The sequence below is a fragment of the Rhizobium sp. CRRU65 genome (assembly GCF_048551595.1).
GTDB lineage: Bacteria > Pseudomonadota > Alphaproteobacteria > Rhizobiales > Rhizobiaceae > Rhizobium > Rhizobium leguminosarum_J.
Genome location: NZ_JBLYZH010000001.1, coordinates 437,953 through 463,841, shown reverse-complemented (window position 1 = coordinate 463,841; position 25,889 = coordinate 437,953). Strand labels below are relative to the sequence as shown.

Below are 25,889 nucleotides of genomic sequence, written 5' to 3'. Positions count from 1 at the left end.
GTCAAAAGCATTTCCTAGCTTGGCCAAAAACGCACTTGGCCTGCGACCTTGGCGAGCGCCCGCTTCTCGCGGCGGCGCTGGACCGAAGAGGCGATGTTCATTGCCTCCCGGTATTTCGCAACCGTGCGGCGGGCGAGATCGACGCCGCCCTTCTTCAGCATGTTGACGATATCGTCGTCGGAAAGCACCGCCTCCGGGCTCTCCTGCAGGATCAGCGCACGGATCTTGTGACGCACAGCCTCGGCGGAATGGCTGTCGCCGCCGGCGACGGCGCTGATCGAGACGGTGAAGAAATATTTGAGTTCGAAGAGGCCGCGCGGCGTCAGCATATATTTATTCGACGTGACGCGGCTGACGGTGGATTCATGCATCTTGATCGCCTCGGCGACCGTTTTCAGGTTCAGCGGGCGCAGGTAATCGACGCCGTGCAGCAGGAAGGCGTCCTGCTGGCGGACGATTTCGCTTGCCACCTTCATGATGGTTTTTGCCCGCTGGTCGAGGCTGCGGGTCAGCCAGTTGGCGCTCTGCAGGCAATCGGAGAGGAAGGCGTGGTCCTCGCCGTTCTTCGTCACACGGGAAAAATAGGACTGGTTGACCAGCACGCGCGGCAGCGTATCCGGATTGAGCTCGACCAGCCAGCCGCCGTCCGAGGCGGATCTGACGACTACATCCGGCGTGATCGCTTCGGAAACACCCGCTTCGAAGCCGCTGCCGGGCTTGGGATTGAGCTGACGGATCTCGCCGAGCATGTCGAGAAGATCCTCCTCGTCGACGCCGCAAAGCCGCTTCAGCGAGGCAAAATCGCGCCGGGCCAGCAGTTCGAGGTTTTCGACCAGAGCCTGCATGGCCGGGTCATACCGGTCCTTCTGCCTGAGCTGGATCGCCAGGCATTCGGCGAGGCTACGGGCGAAAACACCTGGCGGATCAAGGCTCTGCAGGGTGGCAAGCACGCGCTCGGCCTGTGCGAGGCTCGTGCCCAGCCTCTCGCCCGCCTCGACGATATCGGCCTGCAGATAACCGCAGTCGTCGAGCTGGTCGACGAAATTCTGCGCGATCAGCCGGTCGGCCATGTCAGGCAGGACGAAGGGGATCTGCTGGGCGAGATGATCGCGCAGCGACACCTGACCGGCGACGAAATCGTCGAGATCATAGTCGGCGCCCTCACCGCTGCCCGGCATCGACTTCCACTGGCTGACGAGTTCCGGCGCATCGAGGCGCTGCGGGACTCCGTCATCAGGAAAGACATTGGTGTAATTGGCGTCGAGTTCGTCGTTCAGCCGGCTGGTGCTGGCGCTGCCGCCATTGTCATACCAGTCGCTGGAGAGCGCCTCGGCGCGGTTGTCATAGCCATCGTCGGAGCCGGCATCCTCGGGCTGATGAGCATACTCTCCATCTTCGGCATCGCCACGTTCGCCGCCCGCCTCGCCGTCATTCGACGGAAATTCGAGCAGCGGGTTCTTCTCCACTTCCTGGGCGATGAACTGGGTGAGTTCAAAATGCGTCATCTGCAGCAACTGGATGGATTGCATCAGTTGCGGTGTCATCACCAGGGACTGGGTCTGGCGCAGGAAAAGATTGGCGGATTGTTTCACGATAAAGTTCCACTTAATTCGCGGGGCCATGCCTGATCTTCTCAAGTCGCGACAGTTGCTTTCGGCGACGCTGAGAAATCACCTCACTTTCGGAGAAGTAGGTCGCGGCTTGATGCACACTTCAGTGCCTCCTATCTCTGGTCGTCGGTTTTCGACGTGGTGTTTCCAGTAACCACTGCCTCCGAAGCAGATTGGATGCCCAGAAAGAGCTTCGCGTCGCATTTCCGGATTTACTTTCACGCAAAGCTGCCATGCTGCCTTCTCCGCGCGTTCGACCGATGCGATTGTCTCGCACTTTGTATGTCGCCGGCGCCTTTTACCGCTCGGAACGGAATTCAAGATTCGTGCACTGGACGATGATCGACGGCGATATGAGTCTGGCAGTTCTTGGGGCAGACGCGGGCGCACGCTCCGCAGCCGATACATCGGCCGGGATAATCAATGACCATGATCACGCGACTGAGCTCACCATTAAAGTCGTCTTCGCCATCGCAAACACCGAGCATGTCACCTGCCTCATCGATGCCGTGGGGATGCATGACCTCGCGTAAGCAAACCTTGAAGCAGCGACCGCAGCCGATGCACATCGCAGGGTTGATCGAATTCAGATATTCCGGCATCCATCGGGACCCGTCGCGGGTCACGGATGAGCTTGTCATAGATTCCTCCGATTTATCGTGTTCTGCCACTGACAAAGTGGCTGAGGAAGGCCCGCCAATTGTCAGACAAACGCGAGTTGGCAGCTGTCTAACGCCGCAATCTTTACCCAGTGCGGTCCTCCACCTTCGCTTCTGTCTTCCGATCTTGTACTTTCGAACCCAGCGGCTTCCACGAAGGTCCTCGAGTCGCATGTCGCGTCAAATCGTCTGACCGATTCAAACTGCGCTGTCAGTCCCTTCATATCTTGTGTGGCGATGGCAATTCGCGAAGTGCCCACCTGCCGTTTCGTCCGCGTTGATGAAGTCCGCCATTGAAGAGCGAGACGCGACGAATTGATCTCATTATTGCGATTCCCGCCTATCGGTTGAGTCAAGTGGGCCGGGGTTCGGAGGGTGGTTAGCCTGAATGATGTTCGCGAAGTCGAAGATCACGTCGCGGGTTCCCCGGTATAATACTGTAAGCTTGTGCTGGCTGCCGAAGCGGTCGAACATGGGGAAACCCACCCGCATCAGCGGAACGCCGAGACGTCTGGCAGCTTCTCGGCCGTGCGAGTGCGTGACGATAAGATCGGCCATTGCGGCGAGACTTTCCAGATCACTGAGATCGCCGACTTTGACGGTTTTCGCCGGTACCATCTCGAGCGCCTTCGAAGTGCCGGTCGTGGTGACCGCGGCCGCAATTTCCGCACCCATGGCAGCAAAAAAGTTGGAGAGCTGGAAAAGTTGATCGGGCTCCGAAGCGATTGCGATCTTCTTGCCTGCCATATGGGAATGTCCGTCGAGCATGGCATCCTGCAACTGCATTCGGTTGCGGCGGACATTGAGCGGTGTCTGTTTGCGTGACATAGCGGCAAGCACGCGAATGAAGCGATCGACGTTTTCTAGGCCCGTCAGCGATCTAAACAGCACGTACGGCACGCCGGTCAGTCTCTGCAGCGCTTCAGCCGGTCGCCGCATATGCTCACCGATTGCGATACACTGCATCGTCGCACCGAGATCGCGGATCTCCTGCAATTTCGTGCCGCCATTCGTTATCGGCATCCATTCTTCGGGGATGGAGCCGTCGAGCGCTCCGGATACGTCGGGCAGAATAACCGGGTCGAGGCCGAAACTTACGGCCGTTTCGCGCAGATGTTCTATGTCAGCAACCGTTAAGTTCCAGCCAGGCAGTATCGCGATCTTCCTCGGATTGCGATATTGCTTGTCAGGTCGCGCTGTTGCCTCGATCACGGCGGTAACAGCTTTAGACCAACCCTCCTCTATGGCGCCGTCAAAGTCAGGCGTGTTGGCGACTACGACTTCGGTGCCCACAAGTTCTATCGCCCGCCTGCGTTTGATGTTTTCGACGTCACCGACGACATCCTCGTCGCGGGCCTCTACCGATGCGGTCGTGCATATCCCGATCAGTCGTGGCCTTGTGCGGGCTTTGAGGCTGAGAATTGCCTCTTCAAGACGATCCGCGCCGCCGACGATTATCGCGGCTTCGTTCATCGCCGTGGTTTGCAGCGGGATCGCTTCATTGAAGTGCCTCGCGAGCAGTGCGAGCGCGAAGCTCGTACATCCCTGGCTGCCATGGAGCAGAGGTATTGCGCCGTCGACGCCCAGAAAGGCGAAGGCAGCACCAAGCGGCTGAGACGACTTCAGGGGGTTGACCGCCGCCGACTTGGTTTGAGATACGACGCGTGCCATAGTACGACCTCAACATTTTTTGCGAGTGATCTCGCGGTTTTGGTTCGACGCGCTTACGCTTCCCTTTTCGCTCGCTTTTCAACGACCAATGCCGGCTCCCATGGCGCCGGCTCGCGCACCTGCGGCCACACCGGATTGTGGATTGCCAGGTCAATTTGTCGAGCAAGTTGCACGATACCCTCATAGCCAGCGTAAGCGTGATGACGCTCCTGGTTGATGTCAAGCCAGGGCAGTTTTGCCTTTAGCGCTATATACTGGGTGCGTCCGCCCGACAGCATGATGTCAGCCTTTCTCTCGAGTAGAAGCGAGAAAAGCTCGCGCGGCGACATCGACTCGAACAGGAGGTTCTCCTCCTTCAGGGTCTGTTTCACTCGCTCCCTATCTTCGAGCGTCGATTTCTTGACTGATGTGCCGACGATCTCCATGCCGATCTCCATCAAGGCATGGACGACCGACCAGGATTTCACGCCGCCTGTATTTAGAAGCACGCGCTTGCCCTCAAGGCGAGGTCGGTACGCTTCCAGCCTCTTCCACACCTTTTCCTCTTCTTCCGCTACAAGGATTTCCGTGCGATGCAAAAGCGAGGGGTCAGCACCCTTCTTTACAAGCAGATCGGCGATCCGCCGGAGCGCCTCCGAGGTGCCGGAGATGCCATAGAAGGAGCCCTCGAAAAACGGAATATCCCAGCGTTCCTGCATCTTACGTGCCAACGTAACGAACGCTGTCGAACACACCGTCATCGCCGCGCGTGAGCGGTGGGCGGAGGCGACTTGCAGATATCGCGCGTCTCCGGGAATACAGGCGCGGACGCGGATGCCGAGCCTATGCAAGAGCGGCTTCACCTGCCAGAACTCACCCGAGAGGTTAAATTCGCCGAGTATGTTGATGTCGCAAAGGCCCGGTTCATCGGGCTCAACCGTACCTATGACATGCTTGAGCAGCGCCTCGCCCGCTAGCTTGTTGCCGAGGTTTTTAGATCCGACAAAACCTGGTGCATTGACCGGCACCACCGGTAAAGCAAATTCGTCCGTCGCTCGCTTGCAAACAACGTCGATGTCGTCACCGATCATCGCTGTAACGCAGGTTGAATAGACAAAAATTGCCGCGGGCGCATACCCATCCTTGATTTCCCGGATCGCTTTAAAGAGCCTCCGTTCGCTGTGTCCCATTACAATGTCGATTTCCGTAAGATCAGTCGTGAAGCTCGTCCGCCAAAGTGTTGGACCTGACGAGGCAGCGCCACGGTTGTCCCAGGAATTTCCCTCGCAGGCGAGCGGCCCGTGAATCAGATGTGCGACATCGGTGATCGGCTGCAGTGCGACCTTGGCGCCGTCGAAAGCGCAACCGCCGACGGCCGTTCCCGGGGCCATTGGCCTCGCGCAATTTCTTCGGCGCGCCTTGGGACCCTTGCTGCCGCTCCTTTCACTCGCTAGCGCGTGGAAGGCATCTTTGTTTTTGGCGTTGAGCGAGGACATTCGTCTGCCTTCATATCTGGTTGAGAGATAGGCCGCCCGGCCGACCGTCGCTCTTAGCGAGTGAGGTCATACGAATAATCTGTCACACCCGCGTGCATTGTTTCGCGATCGAGGTTGTCGAAGATCTTGTCGAGGATCGCCGTTAGAAGACGCAGTCCGCCTTGGTACCCCATGAGGGGGAATCGATGATGATGGTGCCGGTCGAAAATTGGAAACATCAGCCGAACCAGTGGGGTACCGGTGTCCCGTTCGAGATACTTCCCATAAGAATTTCCGATCAGGAGATCCACCGGCTCTGTGAACAGTAGCGAGCGCAGTGCCCAGAGATCTTTGCCTGGCCAAACCTGTGCATTCTTCCCGAAGGGCGAGGATGCGAGGAGTTCCTTCATCTCGTCCTCCCAAGCTGAGGTGCCATTTGTGGCCAGGCAGTGGGTTGGCTCGCCGCCGGTCTCCATGATGAAGCGCGCCATCGCATAGACGAAATCTGGATCGCCGTAGATCGCGTATTTCTTTCCGTATAGCCAAGCTTGGCTGTCCGCCATCGCATCGATGAGTCGGCCGCGCTCTAGACGGATCGCCTCGGGAATTTCTCTGCTGGAAATTTCCGATATCACCATCAGAAGTTCGTCGGTAGCTTCGACGCCGAGAGGGTAGTGGAAGGAAGTCGCCGCTTGTCCAACGTCTCTGCAGTAATCTAACGTCTTGCGAGTGTTGTAATATTGCAGGGACAATGTCCACTCCGCATTCAACGCCGCCTTCACGTCATTGATGCTGGTCCCGCCGTCATACATCCGAAATTTGCCATCGGAAGGCGTATCGAACTGATCTGATGCGTCCTGGATGAACATGTAAGTCACTTGCATCAGGTCAAGCAGGCGTTTTAGTTCGCGATTGTTCCCAACGCAGAAGCCATCAAATCCAGGAATGATGTTGATAGAAGCGGTGGCTTCACTTCGCGCGGCGCCCTTCCAGAAATTCTCCAGCACACCTTTTACCATGCTGTCGTAGCCATCGACATGGCTGCCGACAAAGGCAGGCGTGTGGGCGAAGGGGACATCGAAATCGCGCGGGACCGAACCTTCACTTTTGGCGTTTTCGATAAAACCATGCAGATCATCTCCGATGACCTCGGCCATACATGTGGTCGACACCGCGATCATCTTCGGGTTATAGAGTTTGTATGTGTTGGCGAGACCGTCGACCATGTTTTTCAAGCCGCCAAATACAGCGGCGTCTTCCGTCATCGATGACGAGACCACCGATGACGGCTCCTTGAAATGGCGCGATAGGTGCGATCTGTAGTAGGCAACGCAACCTTGGCTGCCATGGACGAACGACATCGTTCGCTCGAATCCCGCCGCTGCGAAGACCGCGCCGAGGGGCTGGCAGGCTTTGGCTGGATTGACGACAAGGGCTTGGCGGGCCAAGTTTTTCTCGCGGTATTCCCAGCTCTTCGTGAATTCGCGCTGGTCCGACACGACCTGATCCGGGTGTGGGCACTCGAATTTCAGCTTTTTTTTGGCCAACATCTTCCTGTATTCCGGCTCGCAGAATAGGGGCGCGTGGTCGAGAGTTTTCTCAGCTGACTGCGGCATAGGGTCACCTCTTTCGATCTGGCCGCGGCTCAAGGGCGGTCCAGAAACATGCGTCGCTTAAGCCGTTGCGCGTTTTTTACGCGCGAACGCTATGTTCTCACCCAGCAACCGCCGCCAAAGCGCGGTCATTTTTCCAGGGCGCGTCGTAGAGACCCCAAACTGGATTGTTGATGGCCATGTCCATGTCCCGAGCGAAAATCGCGAAGCCGTCATAACCGTGATACGGACCAGAATAGTCCCATGAGTGCATCTGACGGAATGGAATGCCCATTTTCTGCACCGGGTATTTTTCTTTAACGCCGGACCCGACGAGATCGGGCCGAATTCCCTCAATGAATTTCTCAAGTTCATAGCCAGTCACATCGTCGTAGATCAGCGTGCCTTCTTTTACATAATGGCCAGTGCGCTGATAGTCGTCGCCGTGACCGAATTCGTAGCCGGTTCCTACGATTTCCATCCCGAGGTCCTCATAGGCGGTGACGACGTGACGAGGACGCAATCCCCCGACGTAGAGCATCACCCGTTTGCCGGAAAGGCGCTGCCAGTATTTGTCGATTACGGCCCAAACGAGGGGTTGGTATTTGGCTATGACCTTTTCGGCTTTTTCTTGGATCTCCGGCCCGAAGTGCTTGGCTATGTCGCGCAGCGAGGCATCGATTTGGGAGTGTCCAAAGAAATTGTACTCCATCCAAGGGATGCCATATTTTTCCTCCATGTGCCTGGAGATATAATTCATCGACCGATAGCAGTGAATGAGGTTGAGTGCCGCTCTCGGCGCGCGCTCCACTTCGGCGAGAGTTGCATCTCCGGACCAGTTGCCGACCACGCGCAATCCGATCTCCTCGAGCAGGATGCGCGAGGCCCATGCGTCGCCGCCAATGTTATAGTCGCCTATGACATTTACGTCGTAGGGACTTGGATCGAATTTTATGTCTTTCTTGTCGAAGACCCAATCTCGAATTGCGTCGTTGGCGATGTGGTGGCCAAGCGATTGCGACACGCCACGGAAGCCTTCGCAGCGTACCGGCACGACGGTCGTCGCGTGTTCTTTGGCCTTTTTTCGCGCTACGGCCTCGATATCGTCGCCAATCAGGCCGATCGGACATTCTGATTGCAGGGTGACGCCATTGCTTAGCGGAAAAAGTTCAGCGATCTCATCGATGACCTTTTCCAATTTCTTGTCACCACCGAAAACAATGTCCTTTTCCTGAAAATCGGATGTAAATTGCATCGTTACGAACGTGTCGATGCCCGTCAGGCCGACGTAATAGTTGCGACGTTGCGACCAGGAATATTGACCGCAACCCACAGGCCCGTGTGAAATGTGAACCATATCCTTGATTGGTCCCCAGACGACACCTTTCGAACCGGCATAGGCGCAGCCGCGGATCGTCATCACGCCTGGAACAGACTTGATATTCGACTTTACCTCGCATTCGCTAATCGCGTTTGGTTCCTCGCCGGCGTCCTTTTCGCTCGTTGCCAGGCTAAGGTGTTTACTTCGGCGTTTCGCTGCTTTGTCCGGATATTGCGACAGCACATCCGCTATAAGCTTCGCATGTAAATCACTGTCATTGGCGTATTTGAAGGTCATTAACCCAACCCCTTGGAAAATCCGGCTGAAGCCACATCGGCGAAACCTCCCTCACGGGATGGCGGGCGCCTTGCGTGTCGCTGCGCGTCAGTGTGATCACTGGGCAGCTATCAACTTGGCATCCCTGGCTTGAAGTTCGGCAAGCATCTGCTCATCGGTTTTCATGATCCCGAAATCGAGAAGCATGTCCTCAAGTTCTTCCATGGTGATGGGGGTCGGGATGGTGCCTTTGCCCGAATTGTCATGTATTCTTTGGGCAAGTGTCCGGTACTCGGCCGCTTGCTGAGAGTCCGGCGCATATTGGATCACCGTCATCTTTCTAAGCTCGGCGTGTTGGACAATGTTGTCGCGTGGCACGAAATGAATGAGCTTAGAATTGAGTTTGGCAGCCAGCGCTTCGGCGAGGTCGAGTTCGCGATCGGTTTGACGCTCGTTACAAATGAGGCCGCCCAGGCGTACGCTGCCGCCTGCAGCATATTTCAGGATGCCCCTGGCGATATTGTTGGCGGCATAGAGCGCCATCATCTCGCCGGACATGACGATATAAATTTCCTGAGCTTTGTTTTCACGGATCGGCATCGCGAAGCCGCCGCACACAACGTCACCGAGCACGTCATAAGACACGTAGTCGACATCGTTGTAGGCGCCGTTCTCCTCGAGAAAGTTGATCGACGTGATAACGCCGCGTCCCGCGCAGCCGACGCCTGGCTCCGGGCCGCCAGACTCCACGCATTTGATACCTTTATAGCCTACCTTGAGCACGTCTTCGAGTTCAAGATCTTCAACCGAACCTCTCGTTGCAGCGAGATCAAGAACCGTATCCTGGGCCTTCGAGTTCAAGATCAGGCGCGTAGAATCGGCCTTAGGGTCACAGCCGACGATGAGGATCTTCTGCCCATGGTCCACAAGGGCGGCTAGCGTGTTTTGGGATGTAGTGGACTTGCCAATGCCGCCCTTTCCATAGAATGCGATCTGACGCAGAGCTGCCATGTTTGGCGTTCCTTCATGTGTTCGAGGCAATGCGGTTATCCCGCAACGTGGATGCGGAGGCCGTTCCGCTGCCTCGCTATAGCTCACAAGATTCGTGCCAAGCAGGCTGATAGAGATGACGAACAATAATTTACTGCGATTCCAGTTATGTGGGCGCAAAGATGCGGGATTGAGAACAGGAACGCTTGTCACGTAACCGACAAAGGTGATGACAATGTCGAATATCTGACCAGCCGACAAGATGTCTCATTTATCCATGTGTAGCTTCTAGGACCATTGTTCGAACAGCCTGTATCCCATCACCAGACCAGCAGTAACGAATTCTGATCGCTTGCCGCAAAGGGCTGTTTCCGGCGATGATCAAGCGTCATGTCACTCGACTACGCCACGGCTAGCGATCCACTTCACGAGGAAGATGTCATTGACGCGGCGTCTGGGCGCGAGCGATGGCAAATGTTCATATAAGTCTCGCTCCAGAAGCACGACATTTCAAAGTGGCAGCGAACCCATCGGCCTCGTTCCGCGGCGATGCACGGGTTACCAATTCCAGGCGTGTTGAGGTCCCCGCTGCGTTAGCGGGTGATCTCCTTCAAGTTCCGTCAATTCGCCGAAGCATGTGTTCAACGTTAATTGCGTGGAAGATAAAGCCGAGCTCGCCAAGCGGAGAATCGTATCGGATGTCGTCTATTGTGGCGATCAGGCGGTCAGCATCGATCAGTCCCAGTTCATGCAGCAGGCAACGGCGGGATAATTGACTAGTGATCTCGCTAGCACCGATAGTCAGCGAGCCGGTCAGATAGTGTTCGAAATTTTCTCTTGTAGAAACTCCGAAGAACCGTTTTGGATATCCAAGCCGTTCCAACATCCGGCGATGCAGCGCCTTTTCGTGCCTCCAGGCCAAAGGCAAACTCCGATAAAATCGTACGGCTTCTGGCTGGGCGAATGGGCTAATTGGCCATATGCCATGGCTCGCAAACAAAGGAGCCCGCGCGGCGTGTGCCTCCAGTACCGAGATCGGCAGAATAGGAAAGGGTGCCCGATCGCAGCTTGCTGCATAGTCGGGCAATTGGTTTTTGAGCACCAGCGTCATGGCGGAGGGAAAGATCGCAGGAAGGAATGCATCGCTAACATTACGAGCGAACTGCTCGTGATTTTGCTCGAAAGCATGGGCCATTAGCAACTCATCACCGCCTGTACCGGTTGCGACCGCCCGCGGGGCTGAGGCAGTTGCGAGCGACTTCAATAGTTGATGGAGAGGCCGCTGCAGATCGGCATTGTAGGGAGCGGGGACGTAGTCGCTACTCACTTCGAACCCACACGGAACCATTGGTATCGTGTCAACACGCAGCGTTTGGTCGCGAAAGCCGAAGTGCTCGATTGCTATTTCGCGCCGCGAAGTCTGTTGACTACGAGCTGGTCCCTCGACCTCCAAGGCATAGGTTTGCAGGGCGTCAGGATGCTGCCCCGCCAAAATGGCGGCAACGACCGCCGAATCCAATCCTCCGCTGAATTCGCTAGCCGTGAGAGCGGGCGTGAGCGGCCAGCGACGCAGCAGGGTGTCGATCAAATGGCATGCTGCGGCGGCAACATCGGCCCCATCCACAAGTGGGGTCGGAATGAAATACGGTGCCGGAGGGGGATATTTCGTCTCCACGGCTCCCATCCTGTCGATGCAAAGTGACGCGCGCTCCGTCAGCATGAAAACACCGCGAAACATCGTGGTTGTTGCATAGGGGAGCGTCCCCACAAGACGCAGGCCAGCTCGGTCCGTGTCGACGTCGGCGAGAGTCATGCCCGAATAAAAGTCCGCTATCGACCAGGAGAGATCAATGCGCTCGCCGCTGACCTTCATATAAAGTGGCGCAACACCCCCATGTCCGGCGCTGAAGGTCACCGTGCCGGAATGGCGATTGATCGAAATTGTCTGATAGTCCAATGGCCATCGCCCAAAAGCACAGAAATCATGCGCTCGTTCTATCGGCCAATCCCTGAGTGCCACAACCTGCCCATTCGCTTCGGCGGAACGCTCGCGACAGATCAGGACGATTTGATCAGTGGTGTCCCACCGGAAGCTCTCGAGCAAAGGATGGTCTAGGATCTTGATAGAGATGTTGGGGTAGGGCAGCGAGTCCATCGGGGGCTCAGCCACGCACTCGAGATGACCTCGGTCAATCGTTCCCTTGAACATGAGTGATCGCTTATTTGATGAAAATCTAAAGGGGCAGTGACCGCCGCCTTGGCGACGGTCACACGGACGAAACTTAAACGTCCAGTTTGTCCATGTCGCCTGGCTTGCCCCCCTTGATCATGGCAGCAATTTCTGTAGTCGAAGGGGTCGATCCGACGCGCGGCGTCTTGGCAAAGACGCTCAACTCGCTGCCGATTGGATCAATTGGCTTGCGGGTAGTTATCGTTTCCATGTTATGACTCTCCTTTGGTTTTCCTCGCCGTCCCCCTAAGGGGCCAATGACGCGATTGACTGAGGTACACTGTCGCATGCCGTTCTAGGGTGGCATGGACTGCGAAATTATTTGGCTGCAATCGATCCGGGCGGCTACGCGGTTGGCTCTCTGACCTAAGCATTGAGCGTACGACAATCGCCCGGTAAAGAAGCGGGTCTGATTGTGATGTGGCGCCGCTTGTACAACAGAAATCCAGGCAGGGACTCGTGCTCGCTTATGAGCCGGACTGGCGGCGAATTGGTGACCAAAACTTCCTGAGCCGTAAGGTTCAAACATCGAGCGGAATTCCCTATGCTAGCTAATTGCATAAAACGTCTGCGGAGAGGACGATGGGATGACTTCGAGCGGCACGACTAATTCTTTTTCGAAAATGCTAGGCTCTGAGAGGATGTGTGTTCGCCACCCATTGGTGCGCAACGAGTTTATCAGCTTTGGGTGCGTTTCGCCGATGAGCGAGGTGATTCCGGCAGCACGGCAAAACTCCATCAACCCGATCATCAGAACACGCGATATTGGAATCCCGTCAATCTTTTCGTCACCGCTTGCAATCGCCCACCGCGTCCATTCGAAAACGTCGTGCGACCTTGGCCACTTTTGACCTCGCATGATTTGCGGGTAGACGGTTGATAGAAGATGTGGCTGCACAGTAGGAAGGAGCCGAGAATACCCGATCACCGCATCGTTCTTGAGAACGCTAAAATGAATAGCGCAATCGTGATCAAACTGATCTATTTCCCGTCTGTCACTCTTGCGTAACGCCTCCCACCCACGTCGTTCCACAAATTGCTGGTGTCGAAATCGCCAGATTTTCTCCATGATTACGGCGTTAGCCCGAGAGTGCCCAATGCAAATCTTGATCATCGCTCGCTGACCCCCGGATCACTATGCACGATCTTACTGTCCTCCAAAATGAGTAGAAATACTCATCTCTGCGCCAGGTCGCGGAACCATAGTTTGAAATCAGACAATCCGCGCGGCATGGGAAATGGCGGTAACGGAAAGATCGCCAAAACGGGCTCAAGAATGCCATCATCTCGTACCGCTAGAGTAAATTTGCAGAGCATATGGTGTGCGTCAAAGACGCCAGGGACTCGATCAAGCCGCCTCTCAGGCCGCTTTTCGTTGATGGGATCACGTTAGAAAGCCATCTCGGCCGGTGCTTATCTGCTACCGACCAAATAGACTTCGGCCGCTCTTACCGTCCCGGGTTTCGGGGGCATGCCTATGGGTTAATCGTGGTCTGTCAGGGAGTAAATCTACTCATTTACGTCACCCGGAAATGATTATAGCTGAATTGGTGTCTCCAATAACACTCGCCTCAGTTGGAGCTGGGCCAAGAAGCGGTCCAAGCGATTGGACCAGTCCTGGCGTGAAGACAGAAAATCAATGGAAAGGGAGAGTTAAATGTCCTTGCATGTCAGCTACGTAGACAAGGAAATGACGGATCATGCCCGTGCATCACAGCCGGGAAGCGCAGCGCTTGCCCAAGGAACGCAATATTCGTTATTGCTGAAGAATCAATCGGCGCAACCTTGGACCTTCTATGTCTATCAAAAGATGACTCAACCTGTTGCCAATGTCTTCTCCTTGGCATGGTTCTGCTCTCCGTATCAAATTCGGGTTGGCAATCAAATCAAGTTCACTTGGGAGCTCGCCTATAATTTCGTCTGGAGCGACACGGGACAACTGATTCCTGGCGTGGACTTTTTTGCCTCCGGGGTGGAGGACTGCAGCCCCAGCGGGAGAAACACCACTACTTTTTCATTAAGCGATGGACCTGGCCTGACCGCGCCGATCAAGGGGGATCCTGCAGGATCACTGGTCATCAACGATGCTGGCAATGTGCCAAACAACCGGTTCTCCGTGGGCATCGGCATGTCCGGAACAGGGACTTATGTTGCACAAGCGGGCACCAATCTGCTCCACACGTTCACGCCAACTCCGAGCTATTGGATTGCGGCGGGAACGAATGTCACTATCGGGTCGGTGCTCAGCATCGACACGATCACCCAGACCAGGGAAGCCAAGTTTCCCTCTGCCGTCTTCAATCTCGTAGGCGTGCTCCAAGAGGACAATACCTGGGACGTCAACCCGGCTTGATGGCAGGGTGAATTGGCTTCAGCTCCGCCCGTCAGGGCGGAACTAATACATGGGAGTGCCTGTTGTTGCTGATAATTGGCACTCCTTTCCTCACACATCAATATTGCCCGAGGAACCAACGATGTTTGCAGGGCCTCCAATCGGTGCGATTTGTCCCTTTGCAGGGCAAGTTGCCCCTATCTCGAGCTCGGTCAATACGATCTGGAGCAACACACCCTGCGCAAGCTCTGGCGTGGCTGCGGGTACAAATGCGGAAGCTCCTATCAGCTACGTCGAAGCCCAGGGATGGATACTTTGCGATGGGCGCTATCTCAAGGCAGCCGCCTATCCAGAACTCTACGCCGTTCTCGGTGGACTCTATGGAGAGCGGAATTCTACGGCCGATCTGGAATTTCGGATTCCAGACTACCGTGGACTGTTCCTGCGCGGTTTCGATGCCGGTGCCGGTATGGACCCCGACGCGAAACGACGGCTAGATCCAACTGGCAATAATGTTGCAAATGTTGTTGGATCACTCCAATGCGATGCTCTGCAAATTCATTTGCATCCCTATGAGATAACGACGCCGTCGGGAATTTCGCAACAGGGCAGTGCCGCGGGAACTTCCATTTCAAGCAAATCGACAGGCGCGCCGGAAAGTCCGGCACGCACCGCTCTTGAGACGCGTCCCAAGAACGTGGCCGTGAACTACCTGATCAAATTTCGGTAACTTGAAAGGGGCGCAGGTCCTTTCATTCGATTCAGAGACATCGGTCCGGAAGCGACATCTTGCCGGCCGGCAAAAGAGGAGAAGTTTTAATGACTGCTACTTTGAGAGCTTTCGGATGCCTAGCTGCTTTCGCTCTGACGGTCACCTTCGCGCAGGCGGCCGCGGCTGAGGAGCATCAAAAAGGCAAGGTCGCAGCGAAGCCCGTAGAAACTGGCATTGTGATCCGCGGCGTCACGCTTGCCGGCCCGGTTGGAAATCCGGGAACGTCAACCGGGAAAACATGCGACTTCAGCGGTGAGCCCGTGGATCCATCCGGACGTTTGGAGGGGGCAAGCGTCAACTGCAGACCAAATGGTAACCTGGCGAATACATTGCCAGGGCTACCCGCACGCTTTAACGCGTATTGCATGATAAATGCGCCGGTCAAAAGTGCGCGGCTAATCCAAGCTGCCCGACCAGAAAATGCCAACCACTGCGATCTGTCGGGGATCACCCCAAAAGACGCGACTGGTCAATTCGGGGGGGCCGTCTGGCGGTAGGTGGTCATTGGACGACTTCTGAGGAAACAAATTCAAAGCACGTCCTCGCAGCCACCCAATGGATGCTCTCTGCTCGAGCCACCGAAAACTGTGTTGCGCCTGTCTATCAATTCAGGCGCAAATTTAGCTCTGCATTTCAACGGGGCTACTATCTGATCATGATGGTTGTCGTGATCCAACAGGCCCGATCTTTGAAGTGCCCGAATCTGCATATGTTTCAGCGAATGATTCTGAGACGAAAGCTTTCGGCAATCATCTGAGGTGTATTAACCACATTGAGCTTTCGCTGGATGTTCAAAATGACATTTTGAATGGTTCGATGGGATCGTCCGAGAATCGTTGCGATCTCTGTTGCTGTTTTGCCTGCGGCACACCAATGGATGATTTCGCGCTCTCGCGTTGTGATCATGGGTAAGGCCTGAATCTTTCGACTGGCATCATTCCCAATTTGGGCGCGGAGCAAGCTGTGCGCGTAAGCCGCCATCAGATAGAGCGCGCTTCGGTCGCAGGTTGAGAGCTCTACCCTTTCCGCTCCAAAACTGACAATCGATTGAAACCCGGCGGCAGTGTGTAAAGGAACGCTAAAGCCGTCAATCAACCTGAATTCGCGTGCCTCATTCATGACACGACGGCTCTGCCGAGCGAGTTTTTGATCTCGCAGAGCTTCCGACCAAACAAATGCGTGATCACATGTCTTGCTAAGCTGCACTATGGGGTCGGCGTGGACATAGTTGTTTTCACGATAGCGATCAAACCACCCGGCTGACCAATTGCCCAATACGAAATAGGGATCAATTCGCTCCGGAGGCGAGGGGATGCCGGATATCGCGAAATAACTAAACCCGAAATATTGTGAAATTTTTCCAAGTAGGAGTAACACATCGTCTTTGCTCTTTGCACTGGCTGACTCTGACAGGAAATCGAACACCAGATTCGAGACCGCTGAGGATTCTTCCTTCACGACAACCTCCCGGTTCGGCGCAAGATTAACTTCGTCACATCTAAGCAGTAAGTGCCCAGTTCGGTGGGCGGCTAACTCTGAAAACCATATTAGATACCCTTGATATATACAACCAAAAAGCGCATCTTCCAGACGGGATCGTCGTCGGCAACCGTTTGGCGCCGCTCGTCTGAAAAACAATTCGAGCCGTCAATTTTAACCGAGTGCGTCAGCCCGATCGCTATAGCTTGGCATTGACTCGGAACCGTACGGCAGATGACTGACAACTTCGAAGCAGGGCCTGTGGCAAATTTGGGCGCTTAACGGTATGTGGACCATGGGACGAGAGATTGTCCCTCCAAAAGTTGTGGAGCGAGCCGACGATTCTGAATGCGATTACCGAAAAGCTGAAGCGGCAACCGATAGAAGATTTCAAGGGCCGGCATTTCGAGGCATGGCCGATCGTGCGGGCGGTTGCCTGGTGTTTGCGTTTGCTCAAGGCTTCAGACGAGTTCGTCAGAAGCGAAAGTTAAGGCCCGCCTCAATTACATTATCGTTGAGGTCGGACTTCGAGCTGATGCCTCCGCTCGTGGTCGGGACGGCGTTGTTAATGACGTAGTTGTACTCGATCTTTGCCGACACGCCGCCCGAAAACGCGTGCTCGACGCCGCCACCGAAGAGGTAGCCCTGTTTCCAGCTATCCGGCCCGGATTTCCGTTTGTCCGATCCGGATACGAGGCGGCGGCCCTCGAACTCGGTCGTTGTGACGCCCGCGGTGCCGTAGACGAAAGTGCGATCAAAGCCCAAGCCAGCCTTCGCTTTCGCGCCGCCGCGGAAGCGGCTTTCCACGTTGCCGCCGGGCACACGCACTTCGTTGTTCAAGTAAGAGCCTTCCAGTTCGGCGCCGAAAACGCCCGATCCAGCCTGGAAATTGTAACCTACCTGAGCGCCCACCGCTGGGGCGCGACCATTGTTGAACGGGTTGAATTTGGAGGCTGCGACACCTCCATGAAGACCGGCGTAAGCCCCGGCCCACGAGAAGGTTCCCGGTGCGTCATAAGAGGGGGCGCTCGGAACGCTGTGGTCAGCTAGATCGGCCGCCGACGCGCCGCATGCCATTAGCGTCAAGACACCTACGGAGAAGATTTTTCTTTTAATTAGCGACATATGTAACTCCATAACGAGCGAAACTAACATCCGGTGCTGGGCTGGACGCCCAAAGTCTGCAGGCCCCGCCTTACCCGCGGAGAGGGCATCATCAGCTTCCATGAGAAAAGCCAAATCGCTCGACTGGATCAAGTTTCGCATCGCGTCCGCTGGGTCTTGGGTCGACCCGACGCTCTTTGGGACATAGGAGGCGTTGTCCCTGCTGTGCTGGAGCCTTCCCCCTGGACCATAGCCGACGTTCCTCCCTGCGACAGCCCTTCGCCTGTTGAATATTTCAGCATTGTCAAACCTCTTTCATAAGCAGACTCTCTACAATTACCTGATTTAAGACAAGAGACGCAGAGGATATATTTAAGAATATATTCGTTTATGTTATATCAAAAACGGGAATGGATTGATACTTCACCGTTTAAAGGAAAATATACGACAATATATTTTCATATATATTATGGTTTATTTTCCAGCTGGTGGCACAAGCATTTGCCGCGCCAACAAAATTAGGCTCGCACAACGAAAGCGCGACTGTAGCTGAGCTTATGCCACGACAGAATTCACGACGCTCGTCCGGGCGGCCAGATCCGCAGAGCGTCCCTGCCACTCCTGGTCCAGGAGCCTGTAATCCGCAGCGAGTCCAGGAGCCTGTATTTCGCAGTGATATGATCGTCGGTCAGCCACTGGGTGGGGCCGAGCGGCTGCCGACCCTGCGGTGCCATGCCCGATCCCGAGGCCGGCTCTGCCGTCTGGGCAACTCGCGAGTGATGGGTGAGACGCCCGTCCGACTCCCACCCAGCCGTGTTGGGCTCACCGTGGTGGAGAAGCGTGTCATAGGGACGCGTCGGGTCGGCTTGAGGATATTCACAACATTGACGGCGTCGTCGAGACCAGTATCTCGGCGCTGTTCCTGCTGGTGATCAGCATCGCCAATTTGTTCTTCCTGAACCGTTGCGGAAGCCCAGATCGTTACCGCCGAAGCGAAGATACTCAACGCGCTCAAACTTACAGAGCACGGGCTTGATAGCCACTGGCGCAACGCCCGCACCCATACTCTGCACGACCCGGTCCGCTGGAAGTACGCCATTTTGGGTAAGTATTTCCTGAATGGCGAGAAGCCACCGCTCCATGCCTGGAGCTGACGTTTTCGACCTGCAAAGCACCCTGAGATCAGGTGCTCTGCAGATTTGTCTGCAGCGTATACGAGGGAGGAAGTTTCGCCTTCGCCACGAGGCGTCTCGGACAGTGTTGCCACTGCTTGGCCGCCGATTGTCATTGCCCCAAGTCTTTTTCATATTCCCGGCCATCCACGAAGAGCGCACCGTTCGGCCGAGATAAACATTGCGGCATCCGTCATTCAAATCGTTCATATCAAAACAATGGATTTCACTAAATCGCTCTTGGAAAAGATAAGGGGCACAGGCGGCACCCGTTGCCTCATAAGGAGTATTTGAGATGATGATCAAAGGCACTGATAACAGCCCCTTTATTAACGGATCCGATGACGACGACACAATTTATGCACGCAATCTTAATGACTGGATCAAAGCCGGTGGCGGCGATGATCGGATTGTGGCTCGAAGCGGCCACGACACGATCGAGGCCGGTGACGGCCATGACATTGTCTATGCGGGGGATGGCTCAGACATAGTCCATGCTGGTCCTGGTGACGACCTCCTGTATAGCGACGGCTCAATCGAAGCCTTCAACCCCTTCGAAGTGCGCCGCGTAATACCACATAGCGGCGAGAGCGACGACAGGCTCGACGCCGGTAAGGGAAGGGATACCCTGGTGGCCGGCGACGGCGCAGATGTTCTGACTGGCGGCGAAGACGGCGACGCCTTCGTGTTCCGGTTCCACGATCCTATGGTTGGAACAACGCACTGGTATACGACTGTGACGGATTTCGACCCGAAGCAAGACCGTTTTGTCATGGACGCCGGTGACTTCGGCAAAGGGGATCTGTTTGGCGCAAATTTCATCAACCACTCGAAGGGTTTCCCAGGCGAATTTGTGGACACTTTCTACAATGGCGAGGCCGCGAAAGCGCACGGTCAGCACGTCGTGGTAATCACGGATCGAGGGTTCACGTCTGGCTCTGCCGCCGCGACCGCTATTCACGACGAAGTCCCCGGTGACATCATTGTCTACCATGACGAAAAAACTCTCGGTCAAGATGGCAAAACTCACGGTGCGACACTAGCCTATGTCGATTCTGCGAACCACGCGCATGCCTTCGCTCATGTCGACAATCTGCACGACATGTCGGATCTTACCTCGCTTACGGCGGAAAATTTCGGCTTCATTTAATTCGAAGATCCGAGGAGCGTTCCACCCTTGGGGCGCTTCTCTTTCCCAACGTGGCGCAGGGAACTGAAAATAGAAACGACGTGATTTATTGATCGACTGCACCAGTAAAGGTACGCCATTGAAACAAGTTCTCGTCGCCGATGACGACGGCGCCATGCGCCACCTGCATCCTGGGGCGGTTGCGCAAGCTGACTTTCTTCTCGCTGGCTGAGGCCAATGCCGCTATTGGCACTTGATCGCATCAACGATCACCTCATGCGTCGATTGGGTGTTACCCGGCGGCAAGTATTTGAACGTGTCGAACGTGCTGCGCTCGCTAGCCTCCCGGGTGAAACTACGAATTCGCCGAATGGCGTCTGGTCCGTGTCTCGACCGATTATCACGTCGAGTTCAAAAGCTTCCTTTATTCCGTCCCCCATGCCCTCATTCGCCAGCAGGTCGATCTTAGAGCAACGGCGCGAACCATCGAGATCTTTTACCGCGGCAAGCGCATCGCCGTCCATCAGCGCCGCTATGGCGGCTGTCGTCATGGAACCGACCCAGATCACATGCCCAGTTCCCACCGGCGATACGCTGAGTGGATACCAGATCGCTTTCGGCGCTGGGGCGCATCCATCGGTCAAAGCATGCCGCGAGGATTTCTCCGTTGCATACCACCGCGTTCCCCGGCTGTTCGCCACGCTCGCGCTTGCAAGGGGTGACGGGCGATACGGCAGAATCCCCAAATCTATCGCTAAGACCGACCTGCTGATCCTCGATGACTGGGACCGGAAAAACTCAGCGATGATCAGCGCCGCGATCTTCTCGAGATCATCGAAGACCGCTACGAGCGTCGCTCGACGATCGTCACAAGCCAGGTGCCCCTGGATCGCTGGTGGGAAATTATTTCAAACCCAACGCCGCCGATGCGATACTGGATCGCCTCGTTCACAACGCCGAGGCATCGATCTCATTGGCGAAAGTATGCGCAAACAGCGTTCACCGATGGCGCTTGAAACACAGCAAAGCTTGACGTGGCACAAAACCCGATCCAAACATCAAACAGACCCAGGATCAGCCCGAAAAATGGCCGGCTTCAAATCGGAATCGGTGGCCGGTTTCATCGGAATACGCACCCAATGCAACATCTGAAGATCGACCTGATCGGCTTGCTTAATGCCAACGAAGCGCATCGTCGGTCGCCTTGCAGCTTCTGCGATCGCCGCAGCATCGATGATGTCATTCTTGTTCGATTTTACATAGACTTCACTGCGCCGGGATGATGCGGACGGAATGCCCCATCGTCTGCAACTTGGCGCAAGCCATTGGGAACCCGGACGGGATTCCATTCGACAAGCGTTCTGTTCGCTCGTTCGAAGAACTGCAGTAGCGTCTCGCGCCGGAACTATCCAGGCCGACCACGTGGAAGAGGTTCTTTCCGATATCGATGCCGAAGACGGCGCATTGGCGCAGTTGGTTGCGATCCATAATTTCAGCCCTCCTTTGCCCACCTCCGTTATGCTCTCGGGAGACAGGGCGGACCATCCCATTAGCTCTAAGCCCTGCTCGTAAGCGGGAGGTGGTGAAGGGCATGTGCCGCGATTGGACGACCTCCCGGCCGGCGCCAATACAACTCAGGCGCTGGCGCGCTAATGACGTGATCAGGTTAAACCATCCCGCATCCAGCGCTCGGCTATTGCGAATGTGCGGATTGGATGTTTGCATTTGCGGCTGCAACCGTCGAGGCCTCCCTGGGTGACGCGACTTTGGGAGCCGCAAAACCACCGCGGATTGCTACATTCAACCGCACGTGATCCTTGGCCAGTTGTTGGATCGCCGCAGCGAGGCTCGCCTGAGCGCTGGACACCTGCCTTTGCGCTTCGAGAACATCGAGGAGAGAAGAGGCGCCATCCATGTACGAGGCCGTCGAAAGCTTCAGTGCTTCTTCGATCGTTTCTACTTGCCTGCGACGTGAGTTCTCTGTGTGAACGTCGCGTCGGACGGCTGTCAAAGCGTCCTCGACTTCCTGCACAGCTGTCAGGACGGTTAATTTCCAGCTTATGTAGGCTGCTGCGGCGTCCGATTTAGAAGTCTCCACGTTTGCCCGCAAACGGCCGCCGTCCAGAATTGGTAGGTCGAGGCTCGGCCCGAAGGACCATTTCAAGATACCCCCGTGACGGCCGCGCTGCTTGGTATAGGAAGGGGTGATCGAGCCGGAGAGCGTTATCGCGGGGTAAAGCTGTGCTTCCGCCACGCCGATCTGTGCAGTCGCGGCGGCGAGATCCCGTTCAGCCTGGCGAATATCGAATCGATTGCGAATAAGATCGGCGGGAATGCCGGCATTGATCTTTCCGCGATAGACCGGCTGCCCTTCACTTTTCTGCAGTTGCTTGATCACTGTTTCCGACGGCAAAGCGAGGAGGGCCGCAATGTGATGCGCCGACACGCGAAAATTCAGTTCTAGCCTTGGTATTTCGGCAATCGTCGATCGGACAAGTCCTTCGGCTTGCAAGACATCCAGCCGGGAAGCCGCTCCCGCTTCGACTTGAAAATTCGTGAAATCGTAGGTCTCCTGGCGCGACTTCAGGTTCGCTCGGGAAATCGAGATGCGCCGCTGGTAGTACCGGGCGTCGATGTAGGAGGAAACAAGATCTTTGATTAGAGCTAGCTTTGCGGCGTCGACAGCCGCATGCGCAGAATCAAGAGAAGCCAGTGCGCTTTCAGTGCTGCGCCGGTACTGACCGAATACGTCCAGCAGCCAGGTCAACGATAGTTGCACGCTCGAGACATTCTGTGTGCTCGTGACATCTCCCCCTTTGCCGATCTCGCCGCTTGTCGTGTGTGATGCCTTGGGAAGGCCCCCGGCGCCAGCGATGGTGACGTCCGCGGCGGCGGCATTAACCCTTTCGAGCGCCTGCTGAACACTGAGGTTCTCATCCAGGCCGGAGGCAACGTACTGGTCGAGCGTACGATCTGAAAACGAATCCCACCACGCCGACACCGCAACATCGCCGGCGCTCTGTTTTGCACCCTCGGAAAACTTCTCCGGTAAAGGCGTTTCCGGCGGTGCATGGTCGGGCCCGAGCATGCAAGATGACAAAAGTAGCGGCAACACCGCAGCGGCCAGACGGAACGAATGCAATCAATCAGCCTCTATTACAGCGAAATTCAAGTCAAACCCGTTTCGCCTGCCCGAAGGATGATGCCAGCGCGCAATTACCGACGCAGCAGATCGAGAATTCCGGCGTGACACTACAAAATCGCGTGCAGCCAAAACAACAAGTCGACACCCGCTGGCGCGAGCTGGCGTCAAATCCCTTTAGGCCTGTCGTTCGGATCAAACTGAATGATAGTGATCCAATTAGCGGTGAGTGCCGGTCGGTTCTCGTTCTCGATCTCGACCGTCACCTCGTAAGTGGTCACCAGCATGCTTGCGCCGCGAAATTGACATTCAGAGAGAACGAAGCGACCGCGCACACGGCTGCCGGTCTTAACCGGTGACATGAAACGTACCCGGTCTAAGCCGTAGTTAAGGCCCAAGGTTTGCTCGCGGATCCTTGGCATGCCGCTGAAGTTCATCGCCGACAGAAGCGAGAGTGTCAGGAAGCCATGAGCGATGGTGCCACCAAACGGGGTTTCGACTGCCGCGCGTTCCGGGTGCACGTGGATGAATTGATGATCGTGTGTCGCATCGGCAAAGAGATCGATTGTAGTTTGATCGACGGTGATCCATTCGGACTTACCGAGTTCCTGGCCAATTCGCGACGGCACGTCGGCGAGCGAAAGTTCGTGCATACGACCTCACTTATTTGATGTCTGATCAAGTCGTGGATTTTCTCGGAGGCGATTTGCGATCTAACCAATCGTCACAATCATTCGACTGTGACTGATTTAGCGAGATTCCGCGGCTGGTCCACATCTGCCCCCATAACGACCGCGGTATGATACGCAAGAAGCTGCAGCGGCAGAGAAAAGATCATCGGCGCGATAATCTCCGCAACATCGGGTAATACGATAGTGTGCATGGTGGGAAGCTTTGACATCGAAGCTCCCGTCTCGTCGGTGATCAGAATGATGCGGCCGCCGCGCGCGGCCACTTCCTGCATATTGGAGACAGTTTTATCGAAGAACCGATCATGTGGCGCGATGACGATGACTGGCATATTTTCATCGATCAGGGCGATCGGACCGTGTTTTAATTCTCCTGCCGCATAACCTTCAGCATGAATATAGGAAACCTCCTTGAGCTTCAGCGCACCTTCCATGGCCAATGGGAAACTCGTGCCGCGGCCGAGATAGAGCACGTCGCGGTAATTCGACAATTCCCGTGACAAGAGGTCGATCCCCGGCTTGATGTCGTTCAGCACCTGTCGCATAACGCTCGGCAACGTCGCCAAACTTTGGACGAGCACTTGTTCCTCGTCGACTGTGATTGTGCCCCGCGCCTTGCCTGCGCCGATGGCTAACGCCGCGAGAACAGCAAGCTGGCAAGTGAATGCCTTGGTAGAAGCAACGCCGATCTCTGGCCCGGCGAGGATCCGAAAGATGGCATCTGCCTCGCGGGCAATAGTTGATTCTCGGGTATTGACGATAGCGCCTATTCTCAGACCCTGTGCTTTGCAATAGCGCAGCGATGCAAGCGTGTCAGCCGTCTCACCAGACTGAGAGATGAAGAGAGCTGCTGACCGCGGCGACAACGGGATTTCTCGATAACGGAATTCAGAGGCGACATCAATTTCAACCATTAAGCGTGCGTAGCGCTCGAACCAATATTTGCCAATCAACCCCGCAAGATATGCCGTGCCGCAGGCGGCGATCGCGAGGCTCTCAACCCCGGCGAAATCGATGTCGGTTGAAGGCGTTGTGACATGACTATCGTTGACATTGATGTAGTGACCAAGAGCACGGGCAATGACCTCCGGTTGCTCGTAGATTTCCTTCTCCATAAAGTGCCGGTGATTGCCCTTGCAGACCAGGTCGGCGGTAGCAATCGATCTGTGCCGCGGGCGCGTAACGACTTTGCCTTCGATATCGAAAACCTGGACACTCGTTTTGCCTACAACAGCCCAATCGCCATCGTTCAGATATGTGATGTCATTGGTGAACGGAGCAAGAGCGATCGCGTCGGAGCCTAGAAACATCTCACCATCGCCATGGCCTATCACTAATGGTGGTCCATTGCGCGCTACCATAATGGTCGCGGGATCATCCTCAAACAGGATGGCAAGAGCGAAGGCGCCCTTAACGCACTTCAGCATGGCATGCATGGCCTCAAGGCATCCCATGCCATCCCGACGGAATTTTGTCAGGAGATGCGCAATCACCTCGGTATCCGTGTCGGTCTGGAACTTGGCCCCTACCTCTGCCAATCCGTCCTTCAGCTCGGAGAAATTTTCGATGATGCCGTTATGAACAACGGCAACGCCATCGGCAAAATGCGGGTGTGCGTTGCATTCTGTCGGTGCGCCATGGGTCGCCCAGCGCGTGTGGGCGATGCCGACGGTGCCGCTCAGGGGCTCTTTTTTCAATCTCGTTTTAAGGTTCACGAGCTTGCCTTCTGCGCGGCGTCGGTGCAATTCTCTCTCGAAGATCGTAGCAACGCCGGCTGAATCATAGCCACGGTATTCCAGTCGCTCCAAGGCTTCGATCAGCCGCTCCGACACGGGCTTCCGTCCCACTATGCCAACAATCCCACACATGCTCGTCACCCAAGTCCCAAGAGCCCCCGACCGGTAATCAGGAAGGCGGACGCCGCTCGGTGCGTGTCCTCCAGCGGGTGCTATTAAATCCAACCAGATTAGTAAAATTGATTGTTGCGATAGCTATCATCCACGATATGGATGTCGCGCACTCGGGTTGCGTCGGTTAGACGCTGTGGGCAGCGAACGATGCCTTCTGCAAAGTGTCGACTGATAAGCTACGCGCGGGGTGTTGGGCGCCTGCCTCTGAAAATGTTCGCGCCAACAGGAATTGCTATTTGCCGACGACATGCCGCCAATTGTCTTTCGTCGGCGCACGGACTGAAAGGCAATTCGTCTTTCTGCAGGTGAAGCGGTATGTGTCTGCGGGCTGACCCTAAGGCGTAGTTGCCGCTTTGC

Annotated in this window: 19 protein-coding genes and 4 pseudogenes; 7 read left to right on the top strand and 16 right to left on the bottom strand. The window is 55.7% G+C overall.

Annotation, left to right across the window (positions count from 1 at the left end):
- Window positions 1-14: 14 nt before the first annotated feature.
- The 10 genes from rpoN to ACM5SV_RS02145 form a co-directional block, all read right to left on the bottom strand.
- The gene (rpoN, locus tag ACM5SV_RS02190) at window positions 15-1,622 is read right to left on the bottom strand and encodes an RNA polymerase factor sigma-54 (protein WP_419424982.1); all 1,608 of its coding nucleotides are present in this window, start codon (window positions 1,620-1,622) and stop codon (window positions 15-17) included.
- Window positions 1,623-1,927: 305 nt separating this feature from the next.
- A complete protein-coding gene (fdxB, locus tag ACM5SV_RS02185; protein WP_131586688.1) occupies window positions 1,928-2,251 on the bottom strand; it encodes a ferredoxin III, nif-specific in 324 nt (107 codons plus the stop codon).
- Between the two features lie 342 nt (window positions 2,252-2,593).
- Complete coding sequence (gene nifN, locus ACM5SV_RS02180) at window positions 2,594-3,940, bottom strand: nitrogenase iron-molybdenum cofactor biosynthesis protein NifN (RefSeq protein ID WP_131586664.1); 1,347 nt, start codon at window positions 3,938-3,940, stop codon at window positions 2,594-2,596.
- Window positions 3,941-3,993: 53 nt separating this feature from the next.
- On the bottom strand, window positions 3,994-5,415 hold the full coding sequence (gene nifE, locus ACM5SV_RS02175) for a nitrogenase iron-molybdenum cofactor biosynthesis protein NifE (protein ID WP_131586662.1): 1,422 nt from the start codon (window positions 5,413-5,415) through the stop codon (window positions 3,994-3,996).
- A 53-nt stretch (window positions 5,416-5,468) separates the two neighbouring features.
- Window positions 5,469-7,010, bottom strand: a complete 1,542-nt coding sequence (nifK, locus tag ACM5SV_RS02170) for a nitrogenase molybdenum-iron protein subunit beta (RefSeq protein WP_131586659.1) — start codon at window positions 7,008-7,010, stop codon at window positions 5,469-5,471.
- A gap of 97 nt (window positions 7,011-7,107) precedes the next feature.
- The gene (nifD, locus tag ACM5SV_RS02165; protein ID WP_131586657.1) at window positions 7,108-8,604 is read right to left on the bottom strand and encodes a nitrogenase molybdenum-iron protein alpha chain; all 1,497 of its coding nucleotides are present in this window, start codon (window positions 8,602-8,604) and stop codon (window positions 7,108-7,110) included.
- A gap of 96 nt (window positions 8,605-8,700) precedes the next feature.
- On the bottom strand, window positions 8,701-9,594 hold the full coding sequence (gene nifH / locus ACM5SV_RS02160) for a nitrogenase iron protein (protein ID WP_003551759.1): 894 nt from the start codon (window positions 9,592-9,594) through the stop codon (window positions 8,701-8,703).
- 589 nt (window positions 9,595-10,183) lie between these two features.
- Entirely contained in the window at window positions 10,184-11,782 is a 1,599-nt protein-coding gene (locus tag ACM5SV_RS02155; RefSeq protein WP_131586655.1) for an asparagine synthase-related protein, read from the bottom strand.
- A 73-nt stretch (window positions 11,783-11,855) separates the two neighbouring features.
- Window positions 11,856-12,014, bottom strand: a complete 159-nt coding sequence (locus ACM5SV_RS02150) for a hypothetical protein (protein WP_003551761.1) — start codon at window positions 12,012-12,014, stop codon at window positions 11,856-11,858.
- Between the two features lie 336 nt (window positions 12,015-12,350).
- Window positions 12,351-12,917 (bottom strand): acyl-homoserine-lactone synthase, encoded by a 567-nt coding sequence (locus ACM5SV_RS02145; RefSeq protein WP_131586653.1) that lies wholly within the window; start codon window positions 12,915-12,917, stop codon window positions 12,351-12,353.
- A 543-nt stretch (window positions 12,918-13,460) separates the two neighbouring features.
- On the opposite strand from ACM5SV_RS02145, the gene ACM5SV_RS02140 reads away from it, so the two are divergent.
- Together ACM5SV_RS02140 and ACM5SV_RS02135 are read left to right on the top strand one after the other, a co-directional pair.
- The gene (locus ACM5SV_RS02140) at window positions 13,461-14,156 is read left to right on the top strand and encodes a protein rhiA (RefSeq protein WP_419424981.1); all 696 of its coding nucleotides are present in this window, start codon (window positions 13,461-13,463) and stop codon (window positions 14,154-14,156) included.
- A 121-nt stretch (window positions 14,157-14,277) separates the two neighbouring features.
- The gene (locus ACM5SV_RS02135) at window positions 14,278-14,865 is read left to right on the top strand and encodes a phage tail protein (RefSeq protein ID WP_245505357.1); all 588 of its coding nucleotides are present in this window, start codon (window positions 14,278-14,280) and stop codon (window positions 14,863-14,865) included.
- Window positions 14,866-15,621: 756 nt separating this feature from the next.
- On the opposite strand, the gene ACM5SV_RS02130 is transcribed toward ACM5SV_RS02135, so the two are convergent.
- Window positions 15,622-16,365 (bottom strand): helix-turn-helix transcriptional regulator, encoded by a 744-nt coding sequence (locus tag ACM5SV_RS02130; RefSeq protein WP_131586647.1) that lies wholly within the window; start codon window positions 16,363-16,365, stop codon window positions 15,622-15,624.
- Window positions 16,366-16,727: 362 nt separating this feature from the next.
- Between ACM5SV_RS02130 and ACM5SV_RS02125 the strand changes: the two are divergent.
- Window positions 16,728-16,835: pseudogene (locus ACM5SV_RS02125) on the top strand (IS6 family transposase); the annotation flags it as partial.
- A 25-nt stretch (window positions 16,836-16,860) separates the two neighbouring features.
- Here the strand turns inward: ACM5SV_RS02125 and ACM5SV_RS02120 are convergent.
- Window positions 16,861-17,511: an outer membrane protein gene (locus ACM5SV_RS02120; RefSeq protein ID WP_131586686.1), complete on the bottom strand. Its 651-nt coding sequence runs from the start codon at window positions 17,509-17,511 to the stop codon at window positions 16,861-16,863.
- A 938-nt stretch (window positions 17,512-18,449) separates the two neighbouring features.
- Here ACM5SV_RS02120 and ACM5SV_RS02115 point away from each other — a divergent pair.
- The 4 genes and pseudogenes from ACM5SV_RS02115 to ACM5SV_RS02100 form a co-directional block, all read left to right on the top strand.
- Window positions 18,450-18,644 (top strand): annotated as a pseudogene (locus tag ACM5SV_RS02115) (SfnB family sulfur acquisition oxidoreductase); the annotation flags it as partial.
- 313 nt (window positions 18,645-18,957) lie between these two features.
- Window positions 18,958-19,812 (top strand): calcium-binding protein, encoded by an 855-nt coding sequence (locus tag ACM5SV_RS02110; RefSeq protein WP_003551775.1) that lies wholly within the window; start codon window positions 18,958-18,960, stop codon window positions 19,810-19,812.
- Window positions 19,813-20,168: 356 nt separating this feature from the next.
- A complete protein-coding gene (locus tag ACM5SV_RS02105; protein ID WP_419425047.1) occupies window positions 20,169-20,513 on the top strand; it encodes a Mu transposase domain-containing protein in 345 nt (114 codons plus the stop codon).
- A pseudogene (locus ACM5SV_RS02100) lies at window positions 20,434-20,943 on the top strand (ATP-binding protein); the annotation flags it as partial. The gene ACM5SV_RS02105 and the pseudogene ACM5SV_RS02100, both read left to right, overlap by 80 nt.
- Here ACM5SV_RS02100 and ACM5SV_RS02095 read toward each other — a convergent pair.
- From ACM5SV_RS02095 to glmS, 4 genes and pseudogenes are all read right to left on the bottom strand, one after another.
- Window positions 20,922-21,282: pseudogene (locus tag ACM5SV_RS02095) on the bottom strand (IS110 family transposase); the annotation flags it as partial. The pseudogenes ACM5SV_RS02100 and ACM5SV_RS02095 sit on opposite strands and share 22 nt — an antisense overlap.
- A gap of 202 nt (window positions 21,283-21,484) precedes the next feature.
- Entirely contained in the window at window positions 21,485-22,933 is a 1,449-nt protein-coding gene (locus tag ACM5SV_RS02090) for an efflux transporter outer membrane subunit (protein WP_131586645.1), read from the bottom strand.
- A 167-nt stretch (window positions 22,934-23,100) separates the two neighbouring features.
- Window positions 23,101-23,586, bottom strand: a complete 486-nt coding sequence (locus ACM5SV_RS02085) for a MaoC family dehydratase (RefSeq protein ID WP_003551781.1) — start codon at window positions 23,584-23,586, stop codon at window positions 23,101-23,103.
- Between the two features lie 77 nt (window positions 23,587-23,663).
- Entirely contained in the window at window positions 23,664-25,490 is a 1,827-nt protein-coding gene (glmS, locus tag ACM5SV_RS02080; RefSeq protein WP_131586643.1) for a glutamine--fructose-6-phosphate transaminase (isomerizing), read from the bottom strand.
- Window positions 25,491-25,889: the final 399 nt, after the last annotated feature.